Origin of the sequence: Emticicia sp. SJ17W-69 (assembly GCF_051209875.1) — a bacterium.
In the GTDB taxonomy this organism is placed as follows: Bacteria; Bacteroidota; Bacteroidia; order Cytophagales; family Spirosomataceae; genus Emticicia.
In genome coordinates this window covers 273594-291174 of sequence record NZ_JBNTQY010000001.1, presented here as the reverse complement: position 1 = coordinate 291174, position 17581 = coordinate 273594, and the positions used below count along the sequence as shown (strand labels likewise).

Sequence of the window (17581 nt, the reverse complement as noted above, 5' to 3'; positions counted from 1 at the left end):
AGGCTTTGGGAAGTCTCCGTTTTTTTGGTGGCTACGATTTTCGAAAATATGCCATATCCCAAAGTCGATTAGGCTTGAAATAGATTTCATTTTTCTGAAAATCGAAAATAACATTGAAACGTTTCAATAAATCGTTGCCAAAAACTTTCATTGGTATTGATGACGATTGTGCTGCAATACTTAATGGCACATTTTTTATCTTTTTTCCACCAATTTCCACTTCAGGTATTTCTTTTGTTTCAATCTTAATAACGTTGTTGAACGAATCTCTTAATTCTGAATTTTCGATGGTTTTGAGAGCATTCATTTTGTATTTCGCAGCAATTTTAGGGTCAAGTAAAATAGAACGCCCATAGCCAGTATGAAACATAAACTTATCTTTATAAGCTATTTTTCCAGTATTAAGTGTTCCTTCGATATACATACTCCCTCTATCAAAGTTCATCGACATTTTAGCGTATCTATGTAGTTTTTGGGGCAAATTTCCCGAAACTATCATGCGTTTTTTATCATAATCAACAATTACAATTTTGTTTTTGAAAATATCGCAGCCAAACTTCCCATCAGTGTCGGCTCCTGAATTATCGTCAGCAAAAACGGTCATATCATTCCAAACTAAATGATTGATAAAGAGCGTATGATGCTTGCTATTTTCAGACTTTGCTATTCCACCCCATGTTTGTACTTCGTCGGTTTTATCTAATTTAATGGTAATCTTATTTTTGATAGCCTCACGGGTTAAAGTAATATCAGATGCTGAAGTATGAAACATCAACGTCAGCGTATCAGAATTATCAATGCGTGCTTTGATACAAATATTGCTTTGTTTATTTAAGGTAAAAGCAATAGTATCTGATTTAACTTGAGCATAAATCGAATGCAACGGAAGTAAAAGTAATAGAAGTGCTTTTTTCATAATTTAATGTTTTTGAATTGAAAGATAAGATTTTTGTATCAAAAATACATCACTTCTCGACCAAACATTCTTTCAATTTCACTTCAAACACCAACCAATCTAAATCATAATTGGCAATCAGTTCGATGCGACTATCTCGGCGATAAGCGATATATTGTACCGAAAACTCTCGGTCAACGGCATTGATTAGTACCCAATCTTTACCCGTTCGGAAAACACCTTTGGCCCTATCAATGCCTTGAAGTGTACTAAAAAACTGACGCAATTTTGGCAAACTAAAGACTTCTTCTGGCGAAAAAATCCAGCCACAACTATACATTCCTAAGCCTTTGCTTAGTTTTTTTATGGGTTTACCGACTTCAGGAATTTCGAGCGTTTCTTCTGCGTGGTGGTGATGATGTTCGTGCGAATGAGCTTGCGGGAATTCTGCCTTTCGATCTGCAAATGGCTTAATATCAAGCCACTCTACATTTATTTCGCCAGTAGCAACTGACTCAATCAATAACTTTGGTGGAAATAAGCTATTTGCCCAAAGTTTAAATTTTTCGGCCAATTCCTCTTCTACCAAATCAGCTTTGTTAGCCACCAGCACATCTGCTAAATTGATTTGGTCTTGGAAAGTTTCGTGCGAACGCACATTTGCATCAGCCCAACGACGTGGGTCAACTAAGCAAATCGTTGCTCTAATTTCGAGAATATCTTTCAAATATTTGCTTTGCAATAAATCTAAAATACTGGCAGGGTGCCCCATACCTGTTGGCTCAATTAAGATTCGGTCGGGCTTTTGATTACGTAAAATTGAAGTAAGGGTTACTTGCATTGGCACATTAGCAGTGCAGCAAATACAGCCACCTGCTATTTCTTTGATAGTTAGCCCATCTTGTTCGTCAATGGCTGTATGGTCAATCGAAACTGCTCCAAATTCATTGATAATGATTGCCCAACACTCATTGGCGGGTTTATTAGAAAGAATATGTTTGATGGCGGTAGTTTTACCCACACCCAAAAAACCCGTGATGATATTTACTGGTATTTTCATAAAGAGAGGATTCTTTGGTGATATAAAATCAAAAGGAAGGCCTCGCATAAAGTGAAGCCTTCCTTAAAAATAACACCTTTTATGTAAAAAAGTTTACTTCGCTGGTGTAATAACAATGTTTCTGTATTCGATTGGGCCGTGGTCGCCTTGGAAGAAAATTGGACCAGGCTCGCCTTCGTTGCTATCTAACGCACCGCCAGTGATTCCTGGAATTTCATTTTTGTAGATGATTGTTTTACCATTCAGAACAACAGTCACAACTCTACCTACCAAAGTGATATCAAAACTTTGCCATTCGCCTGCAGCTTTTGCTGGCATTTCGAGCGGAGCAATAAAGCCATAAACTGCACCTAATTGGTCTTTTAGTGGCTCACGACCTTTACTATCAGTTACTTGCACTTCATAGCGTCCTCTTAAATAAACGCCGCTATTACTTTCTTCTGGATACTTAAACTCAACGTGTAGCTTAAAATCTTTGAAGGTTTTAACCGTGCGAAGATTTGCACCCGATTTTGGACTTTTTAGAATACCGTTTTCTACAACCCATTGGTTTTCACCACTTACAACTTGCCAGCCATCAAGGTTTTTACCATTGAAAAGTTTGATTGGCGTTCCCCAAACAGGGTTTATCGTACTATTTAGTTTCGGAGCTCTTACACCGACCCAGCTCAAAGTTTCGCCACTTGGCGTGTTCATTGTACCCGTTAGTTTGTCATCTTTCAAAATAGCTTCTACTGACAAGTCTTTTTCGGCTCTATCCCATTGTGGCGGAATTGAGAATGACATTTTATCATCAGCGAAATTAATGCGGGAAATCGGTCTGGCACTTCCGCCGTCTCCCACAAAATGACCATTTAGGTATTTCACACCTGAATGATTTACTTCCAACCAAGAAGGCACTTTCTTATCGCCTTTGGTGATAGTAATGTCCCAACGGCCTTCTATGCTTTTGATTGGGGCAAGTTGTGCCATGAGAGAGTTGCTGATGAGGATTGCTCCAAAAAAATTTACAATACGTTTGTTCATGATTGTTTATTGGTTGAATATAAAATATGTTTAAAATTAACTTTGTAGCACAATTTTCTAAATTGTGCTACAAAGTTACTTCTTCGTTTCTTCAAAACCCATTTCTTCGTACCATTCTTCAAATTCTTCAGGTGAAGCTGTTGGTTTCGGACTCATGGCTCGACGAGAACGACGCTCCGATGCTTTGATTTCAAGGTCTTTTTCTACTTTATCGCCGTTAAGTTCGATGATAAGTTTATATTTGCCTGGGCGGAAATAAATTTTCTTATCGTCGGCAGGTTCTAACTTAATTTCCTTATCGTCTTTTTTCTTTACATCGTTCAAATACTTTTCGTATTCACCTTTAGTAGCTACATCAATTGCTTGGTCGAAGTTTACGTTATTTATACCCACTTCGGTTTCATCCATAATATTTTTTACAACTAATCCTTTGTCAGTCTGAATCTTGATCGTTGCTTTTCCTGCCGTTTTTGCATAGTAAGTAATATTATACTTTCGCTCTTCTGGCTCGGCATATTTATCAAACATTCTTCCCCACGAAGCATTGTAATTGATTACTGGCAAATCATATACGTGAATATTTTTGGCCAAAACCTCGCTACTCAATGCTTGTAGAGGCTTCACATCAGCAATATAAATCGAGCGTCCGTGCGTGCCAACTACCAATTCGTTTTCTCTTGGGTGAATCACCAAATCGTGGATTGATACACATGGCATTCCGTCGCCATTGCCACGCATAAAAGTTTTACCTTTATCCATCGAAATGTATAAGCCGTTGTCGGTTCCGACATAAATAATATTAGCATTTTTCGGATCCTCTTTTACTACGTTGATTGGCTCGGCTGGTAAATCAGTGCCGATTACTTGCCAATTTTGACCGTAATCTGTCGAAACAAACAAATAAGGTTTGAAATGGTCGCCACGATAAGCGTTTAATGAAGCATAAACCGTTCCCTCTGCATGAGCCGAAACAGCAATGCCACTTATCCAAAGATTTGGTTTGTCCATAATTTTGGTGAAAGTATAACCACCATCTTTCGTTACATAAATCAAACCATCATCCGAGCCTGTGTAAATCAAGCCAAATCTGCTTGGTGATTCTTCGATGGTTGTGAGTGTTCCGAAAGGTACATCACCTTCTTTACGACCACGAGTCAAATCTCCCGAAAGGGTTTTGAAATTATCGCCTTTATCGAAACTTCTGTGGAATTTATTTGAACCAAAATAGATAATATCTTGATTGTGGCGAGAAATCGTAAGTGGAGATTCCCAGTTGAAACGGAAAGGTGCTTCACCTAATTCACGTGGCACTTCCAATCTTTTTCTTTCACCAGTAGCTTTATTGATTCGGAAATAATTGCCAAATTGAAAACCTGCATAAACAATGTTATTGTCTCGCCAATCGACTTGTACTTGCATTCCATCACCACCGAGTAGGAATTTATAGCCATCGCCATTATCGAAGATACCATAGTTATAATCGAATGAATTGGTTGATGAACCAAACCAAACGCCATTATCTTGCAAGCCACCATACACATTATAAGGCTTGGCCATATCGACCGAAACGTGGTATAACTGCCCCACAGGAATTGAATTTGCCTTGAACCAAGTTTTACCATCATCATAAGTAATGTTGATTCCACCATCGTTTCCGTTGATATAATGTTTCGGATTTTTCGGGTCGAACCACAAAGCATGATGGTCAGAGTGTACGTTTTCTCGTTCGATACTTTTAAAACTTTTACCACCATCTTCCGAACGTACGATTGGCACACCCACAATTACAATTTTCTTGTCATCGGTTGGATCAACCCAAATTTGCCCAAAATAATAACCATAAGTAAAGTAAATATTGTCTAAATAGTCAGCATGAGTGCGTTTCCACGTTGCTCCCGCATCTTCACTGCGGTACACCTCAGCACCTGTTACTTGCGTATCGAATAAATCGTTATTGCCATTATAGGTGTATTCATAAATATCTTGTATTTTGATTTTGTCAGCCTTTAGGTCTTCTTTGAAAACCTTTGCAGTAAATTTTTCAGGAAAACCTTGCCCATCTAAATATTCATTGATAGTGGCATCGCTCAAAGCCAAAAACTCATCTTTGGTGATAGTTTTCATTCTTTTTGTGGTCAGTCGGCTGGCATCTTCTTTTTCTTCTTTCTTTGGTCTATTTGCCTGATTATCAATGATTGCGTAAACGATATTCGGATTTTTTGGGTAAACCGCCAAACCAATACGACCATTGCCCGCACCCGTCGGGAAGCCACTACCTTCGCCCGAAATCAATTTCCAAGTTTCGCCCGCATCGGTACTTTTATAAATGCCCGATTCTTTGCCACCTTCTACAAAATTCCATGCTGTACGCTCTTTGTACCACATCGTAGCGTAAAGAGTATTCGCATTATTTGGGTCAATTCTTACGTCAATCGCACCAGTATTTTCATTGATGTAAAGTGTTTGTTTCCAAGTTTTACCGCCATCGGTGGTTTTGTACATGCCACGCTCTTTGTTTGGCGAATATAAATGTCCCAAAACTGCAACCCAAGCAATATTTGGGTCGGTTGGGTGCAAAGCGATTCTACCAACGTGGTGAGATTCTGGCAAGCCAAGATACTCCCATGTTTTGCCGTTATTGGTAGATTTATACATTCCCACGCCGGAATATGATGAGCGACTTGAATTATTTTCGCCCGTACCAATCCAAATCGTGCGAGTTTTCCAATCAACGGCAATATCACCGATTGTCATAGCGGCTTCATTATCAAAAATTGGAGAGAAGGATTGCCCATTATTGACCGTATGCCAAAGTCCGCCAGAGGCATAAGCTGCATAAAACTCTGTTGGGTTTTCAGGATTTGCATCAATATCTACAATTCGTCCACTCATAATTGTTGGTCCAACATTTCTGAACTTCAAATTTTTGACAAGCGATGCTTCTTGCAGTTTTTTGCGTTGTTCGTAGCCCGCCATTCGCTCAGTAGCTGATGTTGGAGAAATGGCATCGACTGCGATTACTGGGGCTGTTTCGGCTGTAACTTTCTTCTTTTTCTGGGAAAACCCAGCAAAGCAAGTGATTGATAGTAAGGTGATTAGGGTTAGTTGTTTTTTCATTTTTTATGTTTGAAGTGTTTGACCATACTTTTAAATCTTATTTTTTAAACTCACTGAAATGGGTGCCTTTGGGAACAAGTGATAAAAAGCACGCTTTTTCGACTTAAGTCGAAAAATATAATGTTAAGAATCCATTGTTCCCTCAGTTGGCGAATTCATTCGCTCTATTTTCAATGCAAAGTACTCTCTGAGTTTTCAAAATCCAGCCGCATGGCCATCTTTTCGAGATTCTGATGCTCCGAAATATACTTTTCTGATTGGGTCGTAGCGAATCGCTTGATAACCTCCATATTGCCCGAGCGTATAGCCAACTTTATGTCCTTTTTGCATCAAACCCCTGATAGTCTCATAAGGTATCCCCGACTCCATCGTTATCATGCCAACGCCCTCCATTGGCTCGCCCGTTGGCTCTGACGAACCATCGTGGTTGAGTCTTGGGGCATCGCCTGCTTCTTGTAGATTCATGCCAAAATCTACTACATCCATAATTATCTGTACGTGTCCCATTGGTTGGAAAGCTCCGCCCATTACGCCAAAACTCATGAATGGCTTACCATCTTTGGTTACAAATGCAGGGATAATTGTTTGAAAAGGGCGTTTATGCGGAGCATACGTATTGTTTTCGCCTTCTTTCAAATTATATAATTCGCCTCTATCTTGAAAAATAAAACCTAAGCCATCGGGCATCATTCCCGAGCCAAAACCTCGATAATTACTCTGAATCAACGAAACCATGTTTCCATCTTTGTCAGCAACAGTCAAATAAATAGTATCACCTTCTCGCAACGACGGATTTCCTGCATCATAATGAGCGGCGGCTTTATTTGGGTCAATTAATTTACGTCTTTCGGCAGCATATTCTTTCGAGATTAATGATTTTACAGGAATTTTTACAAAATCAGGGTCAGCATAAAATTTTGCACGATCTTCAAAAGCTAATTTTTTAGCTTCTGTAAATAAATGCACATGTTCGGTACTACCATAAGGGATTTTTGAAAAATCATAGCCTTCCAAAATATTCAACATCTGCAGAGCAGAAATTCCTTGTCCATTGGGTGGCAATTCCCAAACATCATAGCCACGATAATTGGTCGAAACTGGTTCAATCCAAGTTGAAGTATGATCGGCAAGGTCTTTTGCACTTAAAAAACCGCCATTTTTCTTCATAAAAGCATCAATTGTTTGAGCAACTTCTCCTTTATAAAAAGCATCACGGCCACCTTTGGCTATTTTTTCTAAAGTATTTGCTAAATTAGGATTCTTGAAAATATCACCTTTTTTTGGCACTTCACCATTGGGATAATAATGTTCTTTAATATTTGGATACTTGCCATACAAACGTGGAACATTTTGTAAGCTCATTGCCAATTCGTCATGCACAGGAAAACCATTTCGCCCATAATTGATAGCATGCGACAGTATTTTTTCCATTGGTAACTTACCAAATTTCTTATGTAACTCAAACCAGCCATCTACACAACCTGGCACGCTGATAGGCAAAGGGCCAGTAGCAGGAATATGCGTCAATCCACGCTTTTTAAACTCTTCCAAAGTCAAAGTATACGGAGAGCGTCCCGAACCATTCAACCCATAGAGTTTCTGAGTTTTTGCATCCCAAACGATAGCAAAAATATCTCCACCTATGCCATTTACGTGTGGTTCGACCATTCCTTCCATCGCATTGGCGGCAATGGCAGCATCAACGGCACTTCCACCTGCTCGCAAAATTTCGATAGCAGCTTGCGTAGAAAGTGGATGCGAAGTACAAACCATGCCATTTTGAGCAATGACTTCGGAGCGACCAGCCCAAGGTTTGCCGTACATACGGTCTTGGGCATTTGAAATATAAGATACTGATAGTAAAGCAATTAGTAGATATTTTATCTTCATATAGTTTGTTAATTTTTCCATAAATATAGACTTTTTTGTTACTCTTTCCAACCAATTCCAAAAAACGAGCATCTTTATTGATGAAAAGGGTAATTAGCTCAGACAGAAACATTTTGTTTCGTCGTGGGAGAAGAAATTAGTCTAATGTTGTGGCCACACCTTTTTTCTTCTCCCCGACTGACTGAGTTTTTCAATTCTCCACTATCAGTGGGATGCATTTTTATAATTATTAAAAAACCACATTCTTAAACAAAAATGAAAAAGCTAAGTATTTTGTTAATCATTTTCTCTCTTGGTGTCTTTTCTTGTACCAAAGAAGAGATTTCTACTCAAAATTCGCTCGCTGGTGAATGGCAATGGACAATGTCAACAGGCGGATTGGCAGGTACAACTATCACGCCTACTTCGGCTGGTTATGAACGTAAATTGGTGCTGACTTCTGATTTTAAATATGCTCGTTATAAAAATAGCACATTAGAAAAATCAGGAACATTTGAAATCGTTAAAGCCAAATCTATCTATAAAACTGAACTTGTTGATTTTATTAAATACGATGACGGTGTGATGTCGGTTATTCAAAATGTTACAACGGATGAATTATCGTTGGCCGATAATTTTAACGATGGTTTTGGCGAAACTTACAAAAGAATTAAAAAGTAAAGCCAATGAAAAATCTCACTATAACACTGATAATCAGTTCATTATTAATGATGGCATGTGGAAAAGAAAGCGTAGAAGCCGCTAATCCAAATTTGAGTGCATTAAGCACTTCTGGCTTGTTGGGACAATGGAAATTCAAGGGATACGCCGACGGAAAAGTACCCGCTTATGATGTAACGCTTGAGTTTAAAGATGAAGAAGGCAAAAATACGCTCAATGGGCGTTCGTCAGTAAATTTCTATTTTGCAACATTTGAAACAAACGACGCAACAAAAACCATGACAATATCGACAATTGGTAGTACCAAAATTGCAGGCACTCCCGAAGCCAATCAATTTGAGATGGTTTATTACGAACGTTTGAGAAATGTTGCACATTATGAACTAAAGACCAACAATACTTTATTGCTCTATTTATCTAATCCAGCAAAAGAAGTAATGTATTTTGAAAGAAAATAATTAGTCTATGGTCAATAGTCCACAGTCGACAGCTTGACTTGTTCTAAATATCTCTTGGCAAAATAAACCAACCTCATTATCGCTTGTCGATATTAGTCAATAAAACAACAATCAATAAAATTCCACAAATGAAAACAATCAAAAATTTATCATTGGCGGCTGCCTGTTTTTTGATGGTAGCAAGCTGTAACGACAGTAATTCGGTGACACCCAACAAACAATTGCAGGCCGTTCCTGCTACATTTTCAGACCAAACAAGAGAGTTTGCTTTCGATTTCTTGAAAAAACACAACGCCGAAGAAAAAGCAGATAAGAATTATTTTGTATCGCCACTAAGCCTGCATATCGCTTTGGGAATGTTGCTTAACGGAGCAGATGGCAAAACCAAAGAGGAGATTCAGACAGGCTTGCGTATTTCTTCAGATTTAGCAGCTAATAATGGCGTTTATAAAAACTTGATAGGTGGCTTACCAAGTGCTGACCCCAAAGTGACGAATACCATCGCAAACTCGGTTTGGTATCGTAATAATTTTACGGTCGAAAAATCATTTTTAGATGTTTTGAAAACTTCCTTCAATGCAACCGCTTCGGCAGAAGATTTTAATAATGTGGCGACCGTTGGCAAGATAAATAGCTGGGCAAGTGATAATACCAATGGCAAAATCAAAAAAGTGCTTGAGCAAATCGAGCCAGCCCAAGTGATGTTTTTGATGAATGCACTCTATTTCAAAGGAGATTGGAAGATTCCGTTTAAAGTTGAAAATACCCGTGATGAAAATTTTGCAGGTACAACTGGCACGAAGTCGGTGAAAATGATGAGCATGATAGAAAAGGTAAAATATGCCAAACGCAATGATTATCAAGCACTTGAATTGGCTTATGGTGATGGAAACTACGTAATGACAATTTTACTACCCGACGAAAAAACACCTGTAACAAATATGATCAATAGCATGTCGACAACGGAGTGGAAAAGTTTAAATTCTGCTTTGCAAGAGCAAAAAGTAATAGTTGGTTTACCAAAATTTACTTTAGAATATGAAACAAATCTGAACAAGGTTTTGAGTAATATGGGAATGCCAACGATGTTTAGCGATGCAGCAGATTTATCAAAAATTTCGCCACCAGCGGGCAAAATAAAAGTGGGTTTTGTTAAGCAAAACACATTTGTTGCTGTTGACGAAAAAGGCACAGAAGCGGCCGCTGTTACAACCATAGGTATTGAGGTAACTTCAGTACCAATCATGCCTGAATTTATCTGTAACCGCCCATTTGCCTTCTTTATTAGCGAAAAACAATCAAATACGATACTTTTTGCAGGAAAAATTGTGAATTTATAGATACAATATATGGGATTTGAGAAATCAGGAATACAAAATCTCAAATCCCATATCCAAAATCTCGAATCTCAAAAAAAACTATGAAAAAGCTATTCCTTCTCATTGGTATTTCTGTATTCTTGGCTTGCCAAAAAGAAACGATCGAAGTGGCTGCCGTTAGCGACTTTGATGATTTAAAAACTATCAGTACGATTAAAAATAAAAATGGTTTTTTGATGGATGCTGGCAATAATCTGACTGTAATTGTTGTAGAAGGAGATACTGATAACTTCGACCCCTTGTCGTGCGTTGCTAATCCTTCAGAAAGGTACATCGTTGGAAATCTTCCTGCTGAGTTGAAAAACAAAACCGATCTAAAAATTGTATTTAGTGGCGAAGTAAAAGAACCATCCATATCGGCATCTCTTCTCGGCATCCCACTAAAACTAACCAAAATACGAGTAAAATAAGCGTTTTTGACCTCAATCACCCAAAATTATGAAAAACAAATTACTACTACTCATTTGTGCTTGTTTGGCAATGGGAAACTTTGCCTGCACAGACAACTGCGAAACAACTCGCACCTATCGTACGACAGTACCTGTTACGCTTAGTGTTGAACAAATTCGTATAGGTATCTCTACCGAAGCACCAAAAGATTTGGTCAATCCAGGGAAAATCTATGTAAAAGATAATTATTTGTTTATCAATGAAGTAAAAAAGGGCATTCATATTTTTGATAATAGTAACCCCGAAAAACCTCAGAGTATAGCATTTTTAAAAGTGCTGGGCGTAGTTGATATGGCCGTCAAAGAGAATACGCTTTATGTCGATAACTACATTGATATTGTGGCTTTCGATATTTCAAATCCAAAGGCTATTAAAGAAAGTGGTCGAGTAAAAAATGTTTTTACGAATGGACTAACAGACGGCATTTATTGGTATTATAATGAGCAAAATCAGACCGTTACAGATTATGAAATAAAAACAATTACCGAAACAGTTCGCACCAATTGTGGGCAAAATGGCAATATCATAAATCCGATTTACTATGCAACCGACGCTCTTAAAAATAGCTCTGGTCCACAAGCGTCGTCGGGTGCAAATGGAGGTACTGCCACCACCACTGGCACGGGCGGTTCGATGGCAAGATTTACATTGTATGATGATTATCTCTATACAGTTTCTCAGTCAGATTTGCTACTTTTCAATATAAAAACGCTCAATAAACCCACACAACAAGCAAAAATTAATCTCGGTTGGGGAATCGAAACGATATTTCCATACAAAGATAAATTGTTTATAGGTTCAAATACAGGCATGTATATCTATGACAATAAAAATCCTGAAAAACCAGAGCGACTTTCAATTTTCCAACACGCTCGTGCATGCGACCCAGTAGTTGTACATAATGATATAGCCTATGTTACACTTCGCTCGGGTTGGTGTGGAGTAGCTCCTAATCGTCTTGATGTAGTAAATGTAGCTAATCTTTCATCGCCAAGTTTAATCAAAAGTTATGACATGCAAAATCCTGCAGGTTTGGGTATTGACTTTCCAAATCTTTTTATCTGTGAAGGCCAATATGGCTTAAAATCTTTTGACGCCACAAGTGCAAGTGATATTAAATTACAACAACAAATCGAAAAGATTGATGCTTATGATGTAATTCCACTCGAAGGAAAACATTTGATAATGGTAGGGAAAGATGGGCTTTATCAATACGATACATCAAACCCTAAGAATTTGAAGTTGTTGAGTATTATTCCTGTCAAAAGAGAGAATTAATTAGAGCAAATCCACAGTTTCTAATTACTAATAAATTGTTGGTAAATATTTAATACAATATGAAATTTGATAAACGAGTTCTTTCGATGCTATTGATTTTATTCTTTTTAATAATTTCATGCAAAAAAGATGATATTACCAGCCAAAATGAAGTTTATTTTCCAAAAGTAAAGGCAATAATTTCACAAAATTGCTTATCATGTCACAGTAAAACTGGCACTTGGCAAGGGCGACCAACAGCATTGGACACTGATACTGAAATTGCACAAGTAAGCTCATCTATAAAAGCATCAGTAGCCGACCCAGTTTCTCCAAGAAACAAACGTATGCCACAAGGTGGACAATTATCTCAAAACGATGTTGATATAATCGTAAAATGGTTTAATAAAGGAGGAAAAGCTTCAGATTAAGCTTTTGGATACAGATGAAAAAGACTTAACTGAATGGATATTTTCCAACGACCAATAACTATCAATCAAGAAATTATCATGAAAAAGATACAAATACTATTCGCTTTAGGAGTTTTAAGTATTCTCCCATCACTCGCCCAAGACAAAAAAGAAGGCTTTTTTCATAAACACCCATTTGTCAATATGACCGAATTTGGTGTTTTACTGGGACGCAATAAATTTGCAACAAATGGCTATTATGGTATTTATTATCAACAACCCAATATTCAATATCAAGTACAAAATCGAGTAAATTTTGCTCTACAAACCTTCAATGGCATATATCTCAATAAAAAGACTTCTGCAGGCGTAACGCTTGGTGTGGATGGCTATGGCCCAACGGTTTTGATGCCAATTTCAGCAGGAATTCGTCGTAACTTAGTTCAGAAGAAACAAAGTGGAAGTATTTTACTGGGTAGCCTTGATGTCGGCTATGCCACCACTTGGCTCAATGAAGACAATACTGGCTACAAAACTTCGGGAGGATTAGTTGTCAGTCCAACCATTGGTTATAAACTACCTATGAGAAATGGTTCGGCATGGCTCATCAATTTTGGTTATCGTTACCAACGTGCCGAATATAAGCAAGAGCGAACAACTGACCCTATTTATTGGTCAGAATCAAACGAAATCAGAAACTACCGCCGAATGGTTGTAAGATTTGGAATCGAGTTTTAAAATACCTCAATTATTTTTTCTCAAAAGCCTCAAAATTTGAGGCTTTTTTTATGGAAAATATAGTAGAACAACACACCTTTTAATAAAAATATGCTCCCTTCTTTGGTCTCTTTCCTTGATTTTTATACATTCGTTGTTTGGTTGCTAAAAAAATCATGAAAAATAATTCAACACGTCTTTTTCATTTTTTTATAAATTAATCATACCATTGACTATCAACAACTTATATACAAAGCAGACTATTTCCATCGACTTTTGTCTGTGAACTATCAACTATTTTAATGACACAGATTAGAAAAGTTTCACCTAAAATCCCAAGTGGAAGGGCATCTTATTTTGTAAATATGAAGGTATCAACGTTGCAACCATTTCAGATTGTTTATTCGCTTTTCGAGCATGAATATTTGGGATTTTTGTTCGAAGCATTTGTGGTGCAATTGAATAGCAAAGGTGAACTTACACTCCAAAATCAAAGTGTTTCTTCAAAAAATATTCATGAGTTTTCAGAGCGAATTGATGCAAGCGATTATGAATTGGTTAAACTCACTGAGGCTATTCAACAAGAGATTATTGTCAAGAAATTCAGTACAAAGAAACAACAGCCCCTTGAGTTTTTCTTGAAAGTTTTCGACCCAGAAAAAGGCGATAAATTACTCCAAGAAGCCATTCATGGTTACATGGAAAAACATCGCTCTGATATTCTGGAAAAGCTTCTCACAAAGAAATTATATATTATGAGCAATGACGGCGACCCAACTTGGAAAGCTGTTAATAATATTCAGGAAGGAGCAAAAGCATACTTTAATTTCGTCAGAAATGATGAAAACACACAATATTTTCCAACCATTAAATGTGGAGGCGAGCGTGTACAATTTCAATTTAAAAATGCCCAAATTCTCTGCGAATCGCCTGCTTGGTTACTCATTGACGATAAACTTTATCATTTTGAAAAACAGGTTGATGGCAAAAAACTAAAGCCATTTTTGAACAAAAAAAATATCATTATTCCACGAAACATTGAAGACACTTATTACCAAAAATTCATCGCTCCGTTGGTAGCTCAATTTGATGTTTTTGCCCAAGGTTTCGAGATAAAATTTGAACGGCATGATTCAAAACCAGTCTTGACAATTTCAGAAACAATCAATCATAAGAAAATTGCCACTTCGATTTTTGAACAAAATAACCAAGAGGAAGAAGATGAAAATGACGAAGAAAACAAAATAGTTTTTGATTTATCTTTTCAATATGGCAACTATAATTTTCGATTTGATAGCTTTTCTGCCGAGGCCTATGTGAATGTTGAAAAGCAAAATGGTCAATGGATTTTTCATAAAGTAAAGCGTGATTTACGCTATGAAAAAGCCCAAGTTAATTTATTAAAAGACTTAGGTTTGGATGTTCGTCAAGGACGAAGTGCTGTATTAAAACGACAAGCATTTTCGTGGTTGCAACGCAATGCACAAACTTTAGAACAAAATAATTTTGAAGTAAAACAGCTTGAAAGTAAGCAAAAGCAATATTTCTTAGGATATTCAGAAATTGAAGTCCGAATCGAAGAAAAAAATGATTGGTTTGATATTCAGGCAAAAGTTCGTTTTGGTGAGTTTGAAATTCCTTTTTTGAAGCTCCGTAGTCTAATTATGGCAAATAAACGAGAATTTACCTTGCCAAATGGACAGATCGCTGTTATTCCCGAAGAATGGTTTACAAGATATTCCGAGTTATTTAGCTATGTCGATAAATTAGACAATGATGAGCTTGTTCTAAAAAAACATCACCTTGTTTTAGTGCAAGATTTAACTGACGAAGGCTTAGCTCATTCAGTCATGACTCGGAAGCTCGAAAGGTTACGAAATTTTGATAAAATTGAACAATATGAAACACCTAAGGGACTTTTAGCCAATCTTCGTCCTTACCAAAAAGCTGGCTATGATTGGCTCAGGTTCTTGGCAGAATACAAATTAGGAGGCTGCCTTGCCGACGATATGGGTTTAGGAAAAACTATTCAAACTTTAGCTTTTTTGCAATCACAAAAAGAACTGAAATTGACCGAAAACCCAAGTCTTTTGGTAATGCCAACTTCATTGATTTATAATTGGCTGAAAGAAATTGAAAAATTTACGCCAAACTTAAAAGCCTTAGTTTATACTGGTTCAAATCGTGAAAAAAATACGGAACAGTTTGATGGGTATGATTTGATTTTAACTTCCTATGGAATTCTACGCATTGACATTGATTTTATCAAAGATTATCGTTTCAATTATGTGATTTTGGATGAGTCGCAATCCATCAAAAATCCAACATCGAATATTTCAAAAGCTGTCATGCAGTTAAATGCTGCCAATCGTTTGATTTTGACTGGTACGCCACTCGAAAATAGTACGATGGACTTATGGACACAGCTTACTTTTATCAATCCTGGTTTGCTTGGTACACAAGGTTTTTTTAAAAATGAGTACCAAATCCCTATCGAAAAACACCAAGATGAGCAGAAAACCAAGCGTTTGTACAGTTTGATTAAGCCATTTATGATGCGTCGGCATAAATCACAGGTAGCAACCGAATTGCCTCCAAAAGTAGAAAGTATTCATTATTGCGACATGACCGAAGAGCAAGAAAAATGCTACGAAGAAGCTAAATCTTATTACCGAAATATCATTTTAGAGCAAATCGAAGAGAAGGGTTTTGGCAAATCTCAAATGGTTGTTTTGCAAGGATTAACCAAACTTAGGCAATTGGCCAATCATCCATTGATGATTGATGAAACTTATGAGGGCGATTCGGGCAAAAATGAAGAAGTTTTACAAAAACTCGAAACAATTGTAGAAGAAGGGCATAAAGTGTTGATTTTCAGTCAATTCGTAAAACATTTGAGCATCTTTAGAAAATATCTTGATGACAACAAAATCAATTATTGCTATTTGGATGGCTCAACGAGTGATCGCCAAGAGCAAGTTGACCGCTTTCAAAATGATGCGTCTGTAAAAATATTTTTAATTTCACTAAAAGCTGGTGGTTTAGGTTTAAATCTCACCGCTGCCGAATATGTATTTTTGCTCGACCCATGGTGGAATCCTGCGATTGAGGCACAGGCTATCGACCGAGCCCACCGAATAGGTCAGCAAAATACAGTTTTCACCTATAAATTTATTACCCGTAATTCGGTTGAAGAAAAGATTTTGGCACTGCAAAGAAACAAACGAAAACTATTCGACAACCTTATTACTACCGAAGAAAACTTCGTAAAATCACTTTCTAAAGATGATATTTTGAGTTTGTTAGAGTAACACAATTTTCCAAATTGTATCACTCACAATTTGGAAAATTGTGTTACAGATGTGCCATTTCCCAGCCAAGAATTGCTTTTTTACGAGTAATTCCCCAGCGATAACCGCCAATGCCTCCAACTTTTTGCAAAACTCGGTGACACGGTATAATGAACCCCAAACGATTACTCCCAATGGCCGTACCAACTGCCCGCTGTGCCGTTGGTTTTCCTATTGCATTGGCAATTGTTTCGTAACTGACCATTTGTCCAAAAGGAATTTTTAGTAATGCTTCCCAAACTTTAATCTGGAAATTTGTTCCTCGCATCAAAAGTGTAATGGGCTGATTTGCATTTTGTGTTTCATAAAAAATTTGTTCGATAAATGGCTTTGTAAAATTATTATCAAAAATGAGTTTAGCTTTTTCAAAATCTTGTTGTAATTCTTTGATTATCAAATCTTTATCTTCATTTTCAAAGAAACGAAAGTCTGTAATTCCTCTTTCAGTAATGGCAATTAGACAATCACCAAAAGGTGATTCATGAATACCATAATGAATGGTCAAACCTGCTCCTTTCGACTTAAATTCGGCGGGAGTCATGGCTTCATAAGTAACAAATAAATCATGCAAGCGGCTTGAACTTGACAAGCCTGACTCGAAAGTTGCTTCTAATAAATTACTACTTTCAGACAATTTTTCTTTGGCAAATTCTTTAGTCAGAAATCGCATAAATCGTTGTGGACTTGTACCTGCCCATTTACTAAAAAGGCGATTGAAATGAAACTCTGAAAGAGCTACGTGGTCGGCAATTTCTTTTAAACTTGGCTGAGTCTGAAAATTTTCTTCAATAAACTGAATCGCTTTTTCAATGCGACGATAATCTATAATCTCTTGATTGTCAATAGTTTCCATATCGTTATTTTTGAATACAGCTCAAAATTACGATAGATTATGCTGGTGAACAATCTGAT

At 37.2% G+C, this 17581-nt stretch carries 14 protein-coding genes; 8 read left to right on the top strand and 6 right to left on the bottom strand.

Annotated features, from left to right (window positions below):
- Window positions 1-31: 31 nt before the first annotated feature.
- The 5 genes from ACQUQZ_RS01220 to ggt form a co-directional block, all read right to left on the bottom strand.
- The gene (locus ACQUQZ_RS01220) at window positions 32-916 is read right to left on the bottom strand and encodes a hypothetical protein (RefSeq protein WP_435352791.1); all 885 of its coding nucleotides are present in this window, start codon (window positions 914-916) and stop codon (window positions 32-34) included.
- A 49-nt stretch (window positions 917-965) separates the two neighbouring features.
- A complete protein-coding gene (locus ACQUQZ_RS01215; protein ID WP_435352789.1) occupies window positions 966-1955 on the bottom strand; it encodes a CobW family GTP-binding protein in 990 nt (329 codons plus the stop codon).
- Window positions 1956-2048: 93 nt separating this feature from the next.
- Complete coding sequence (locus ACQUQZ_RS01210; protein WP_435352788.1) at window positions 2049-2981, bottom strand: 3-keto-disaccharide hydrolase; 933 nt, start codon at window positions 2979-2981, stop codon at window positions 2049-2051.
- Window positions 2982-3056: 75 nt separating this feature from the next.
- Window positions 3057-6098 carry a WD40/YVTN/BNR-like repeat-containing protein gene (locus ACQUQZ_RS01205; RefSeq protein WP_435352787.1) on the bottom strand — a complete coding sequence of 1014 codons (3042 nt, stop codon included), beginning with the start codon at window positions 6096-6098 and terminating at the stop codon, window positions 3057-3059.
- Between the two features lie 195 nt (window positions 6099-6293).
- On the bottom strand, window positions 6294-7988 hold the full coding sequence (gene ggt / locus ACQUQZ_RS01200; protein ID WP_435357629.1) for a gamma-glutamyltransferase: 1695 nt from the start codon (window positions 7986-7988) through the stop codon (window positions 6294-6296).
- 255 nt (window positions 7989-8243) lie between these two features.
- Here ggt and ACQUQZ_RS01195 point away from each other — a divergent pair, with 255 nt between their 5' ends.
- From ACQUQZ_RS01195 to ACQUQZ_RS01160, 8 genes are all read left to right on the top strand, one after another.
- Entirely contained in the window at window positions 8244-8648 is a 405-nt protein-coding gene (locus ACQUQZ_RS01195) for a hypothetical protein (protein ID WP_435352785.1), read from the top strand.
- Between the two features lie 5 nt (window positions 8649-8653).
- Window positions 8654-9106, top strand: coding sequence for an META domain-containing protein (locus tag ACQUQZ_RS01190; protein WP_435352783.1), 453 nt, complete (start codon window positions 8654-8656; stop codon window positions 9104-9106).
- A gap of 128 nt (window positions 9107-9234) precedes the next feature.
- Window positions 9235-10446 (top strand): serpin family protein, encoded by a 1212-nt coding sequence (locus ACQUQZ_RS01185; protein ID WP_435352782.1) that lies wholly within the window; start codon window positions 9235-9237, stop codon window positions 10444-10446.
- 80 nt (window positions 10447-10526) lie between these two features.
- Window positions 10527-10895: a hypothetical protein gene (locus ACQUQZ_RS01180; RefSeq protein WP_435352781.1), complete on the top strand. Its 369-nt coding sequence runs from the start codon at window positions 10527-10529 to the stop codon at window positions 10893-10895.
- Window positions 10896-10923: 28 nt separating this feature from the next.
- On the top strand, window positions 10924-12213 hold the full coding sequence (locus ACQUQZ_RS01175) for an LVIVD repeat-containing protein (protein WP_435352780.1): 1290 nt from the start codon (window positions 10924-10926) through the stop codon (window positions 12211-12213).
- Window positions 12214-12272: 59 nt separating this feature from the next.
- Window positions 12273-12623, top strand: coding sequence for a hypothetical protein (locus ACQUQZ_RS01170; protein WP_435352779.1), 351 nt, complete (start codon window positions 12273-12275; stop codon window positions 12621-12623).
- Window positions 12624-12701: 78 nt separating this feature from the next.
- Complete coding sequence (locus ACQUQZ_RS01165; protein ID WP_435352778.1) at window positions 12702-13340, top strand: hypothetical protein; 639 nt, start codon at window positions 12702-12704, stop codon at window positions 13338-13340.
- Between the two features lie 344 nt (window positions 13341-13684).
- Window positions 13685-16630, top strand: coding sequence for a DEAD/DEAH box helicase (locus tag ACQUQZ_RS01160; protein WP_435357628.1), 2946 nt, complete (start codon window positions 13685-13687; stop codon window positions 16628-16630).
- 43 nt (window positions 16631-16673) lie between these two features.
- Here ACQUQZ_RS01160 and ACQUQZ_RS01155 read toward each other — a convergent pair whose 3' ends face one another.
- The gene (locus tag ACQUQZ_RS01155) at window positions 16674-17522 is read right to left on the bottom strand and encodes a methylated-DNA--[protein]-cysteine S-methyltransferase (protein ID WP_435352777.1); all 849 of its coding nucleotides are present in this window, start codon (window positions 17520-17522) and stop codon (window positions 16674-16676) included.
- Between the last annotated feature and the right edge of the window lie 59 nt (window positions 17523-17581).

Bases quoted from the DNA above. Each gene is read 5' to 3' on its own strand.
- ACQUQZ_RS01210 (WP_435352788.1), bottom strand. From the start codon at position 2,981: ATGAACAAACGTATTGTAAATTTTTTTGGAGCAATCCTCATCAGCAAC.
- ACQUQZ_RS01170 (WP_435352779.1), top strand. From the start codon at position 12,273: ATGAAATTTGATAAACGAGTTCTTTCGATGCTATTGATTTTATTCTTT.
- ACQUQZ_RS01165 (WP_435352778.1), top strand. From the start codon at position 12,702: ATGAAAAAGATACAAATACTATTCGCTTTAGGAGTTTTAAGTATTCTC.
- ACQUQZ_RS01185 (WP_435352782.1), top strand. From the start codon at position 9,235: ATGAAAACAATCAAAAATTTATCATTGGCGGCTGCCTGTTTTTTGATG.
- ACQUQZ_RS01180 (WP_435352781.1), top strand. From the start codon at position 10,527: ATGAAAAAGCTATTCCTTCTCATTGGTATTTCTGTATTCTTGGCTTGC.
- ACQUQZ_RS01160 (WP_435357628.1), top strand. From the start codon at position 13,685: ATGAAGGTATCAACGTTGCAACCATTTCAGATTGTTTATTCGCTTTTC.
- ACQUQZ_RS01220 (WP_435352791.1), bottom strand. From the start codon at position 916: ATGAAAAAAGCACTTCTATTACTTTTACTTCCGTTGCATTCGATTTAT.
- ACQUQZ_RS01215 (WP_435352789.1), bottom strand. From the start codon at position 1,955: ATGAAAATACCAGTAAATATCATCACGGGTTTTTTGGGTGTGGGTAAA.
- ACQUQZ_RS01190 (WP_435352783.1), top strand. From the start codon at position 8,654: ATGAAAAATCTCACTATAACACTGATAATCAGTTCATTATTAATGATG.
- ACQUQZ_RS01195 (WP_435352785.1), top strand. From the start codon at position 8,244: ATGAAAAAGCTAAGTATTTTGTTAATCATTTTCTCTCTTGGTGTCTTT.
- ggt (WP_435357629.1), bottom strand. From the start codon at position 7,988: ATGAAGATAAAATATCTACTAATTGCTTTACTATCAGTATCTTATATT.
- ACQUQZ_RS01205 (WP_435352787.1), bottom strand. From the start codon at position 6,098: ATGAAAAAACAACTAACCCTAATCACCTTACTATCAATCACTTGCTTT.
- ACQUQZ_RS01175 (WP_435352780.1), top strand. From the start codon at position 10,924: ATGAAAAACAAATTACTACTACTCATTTGTGCTTGTTTGGCAATGGGA.
- ACQUQZ_RS01155 (WP_435352777.1), bottom strand. From the start codon at position 17,522: ATGGAAACTATTGACAATCAAGAGATTATAGATTATCGTCGCATTGAA.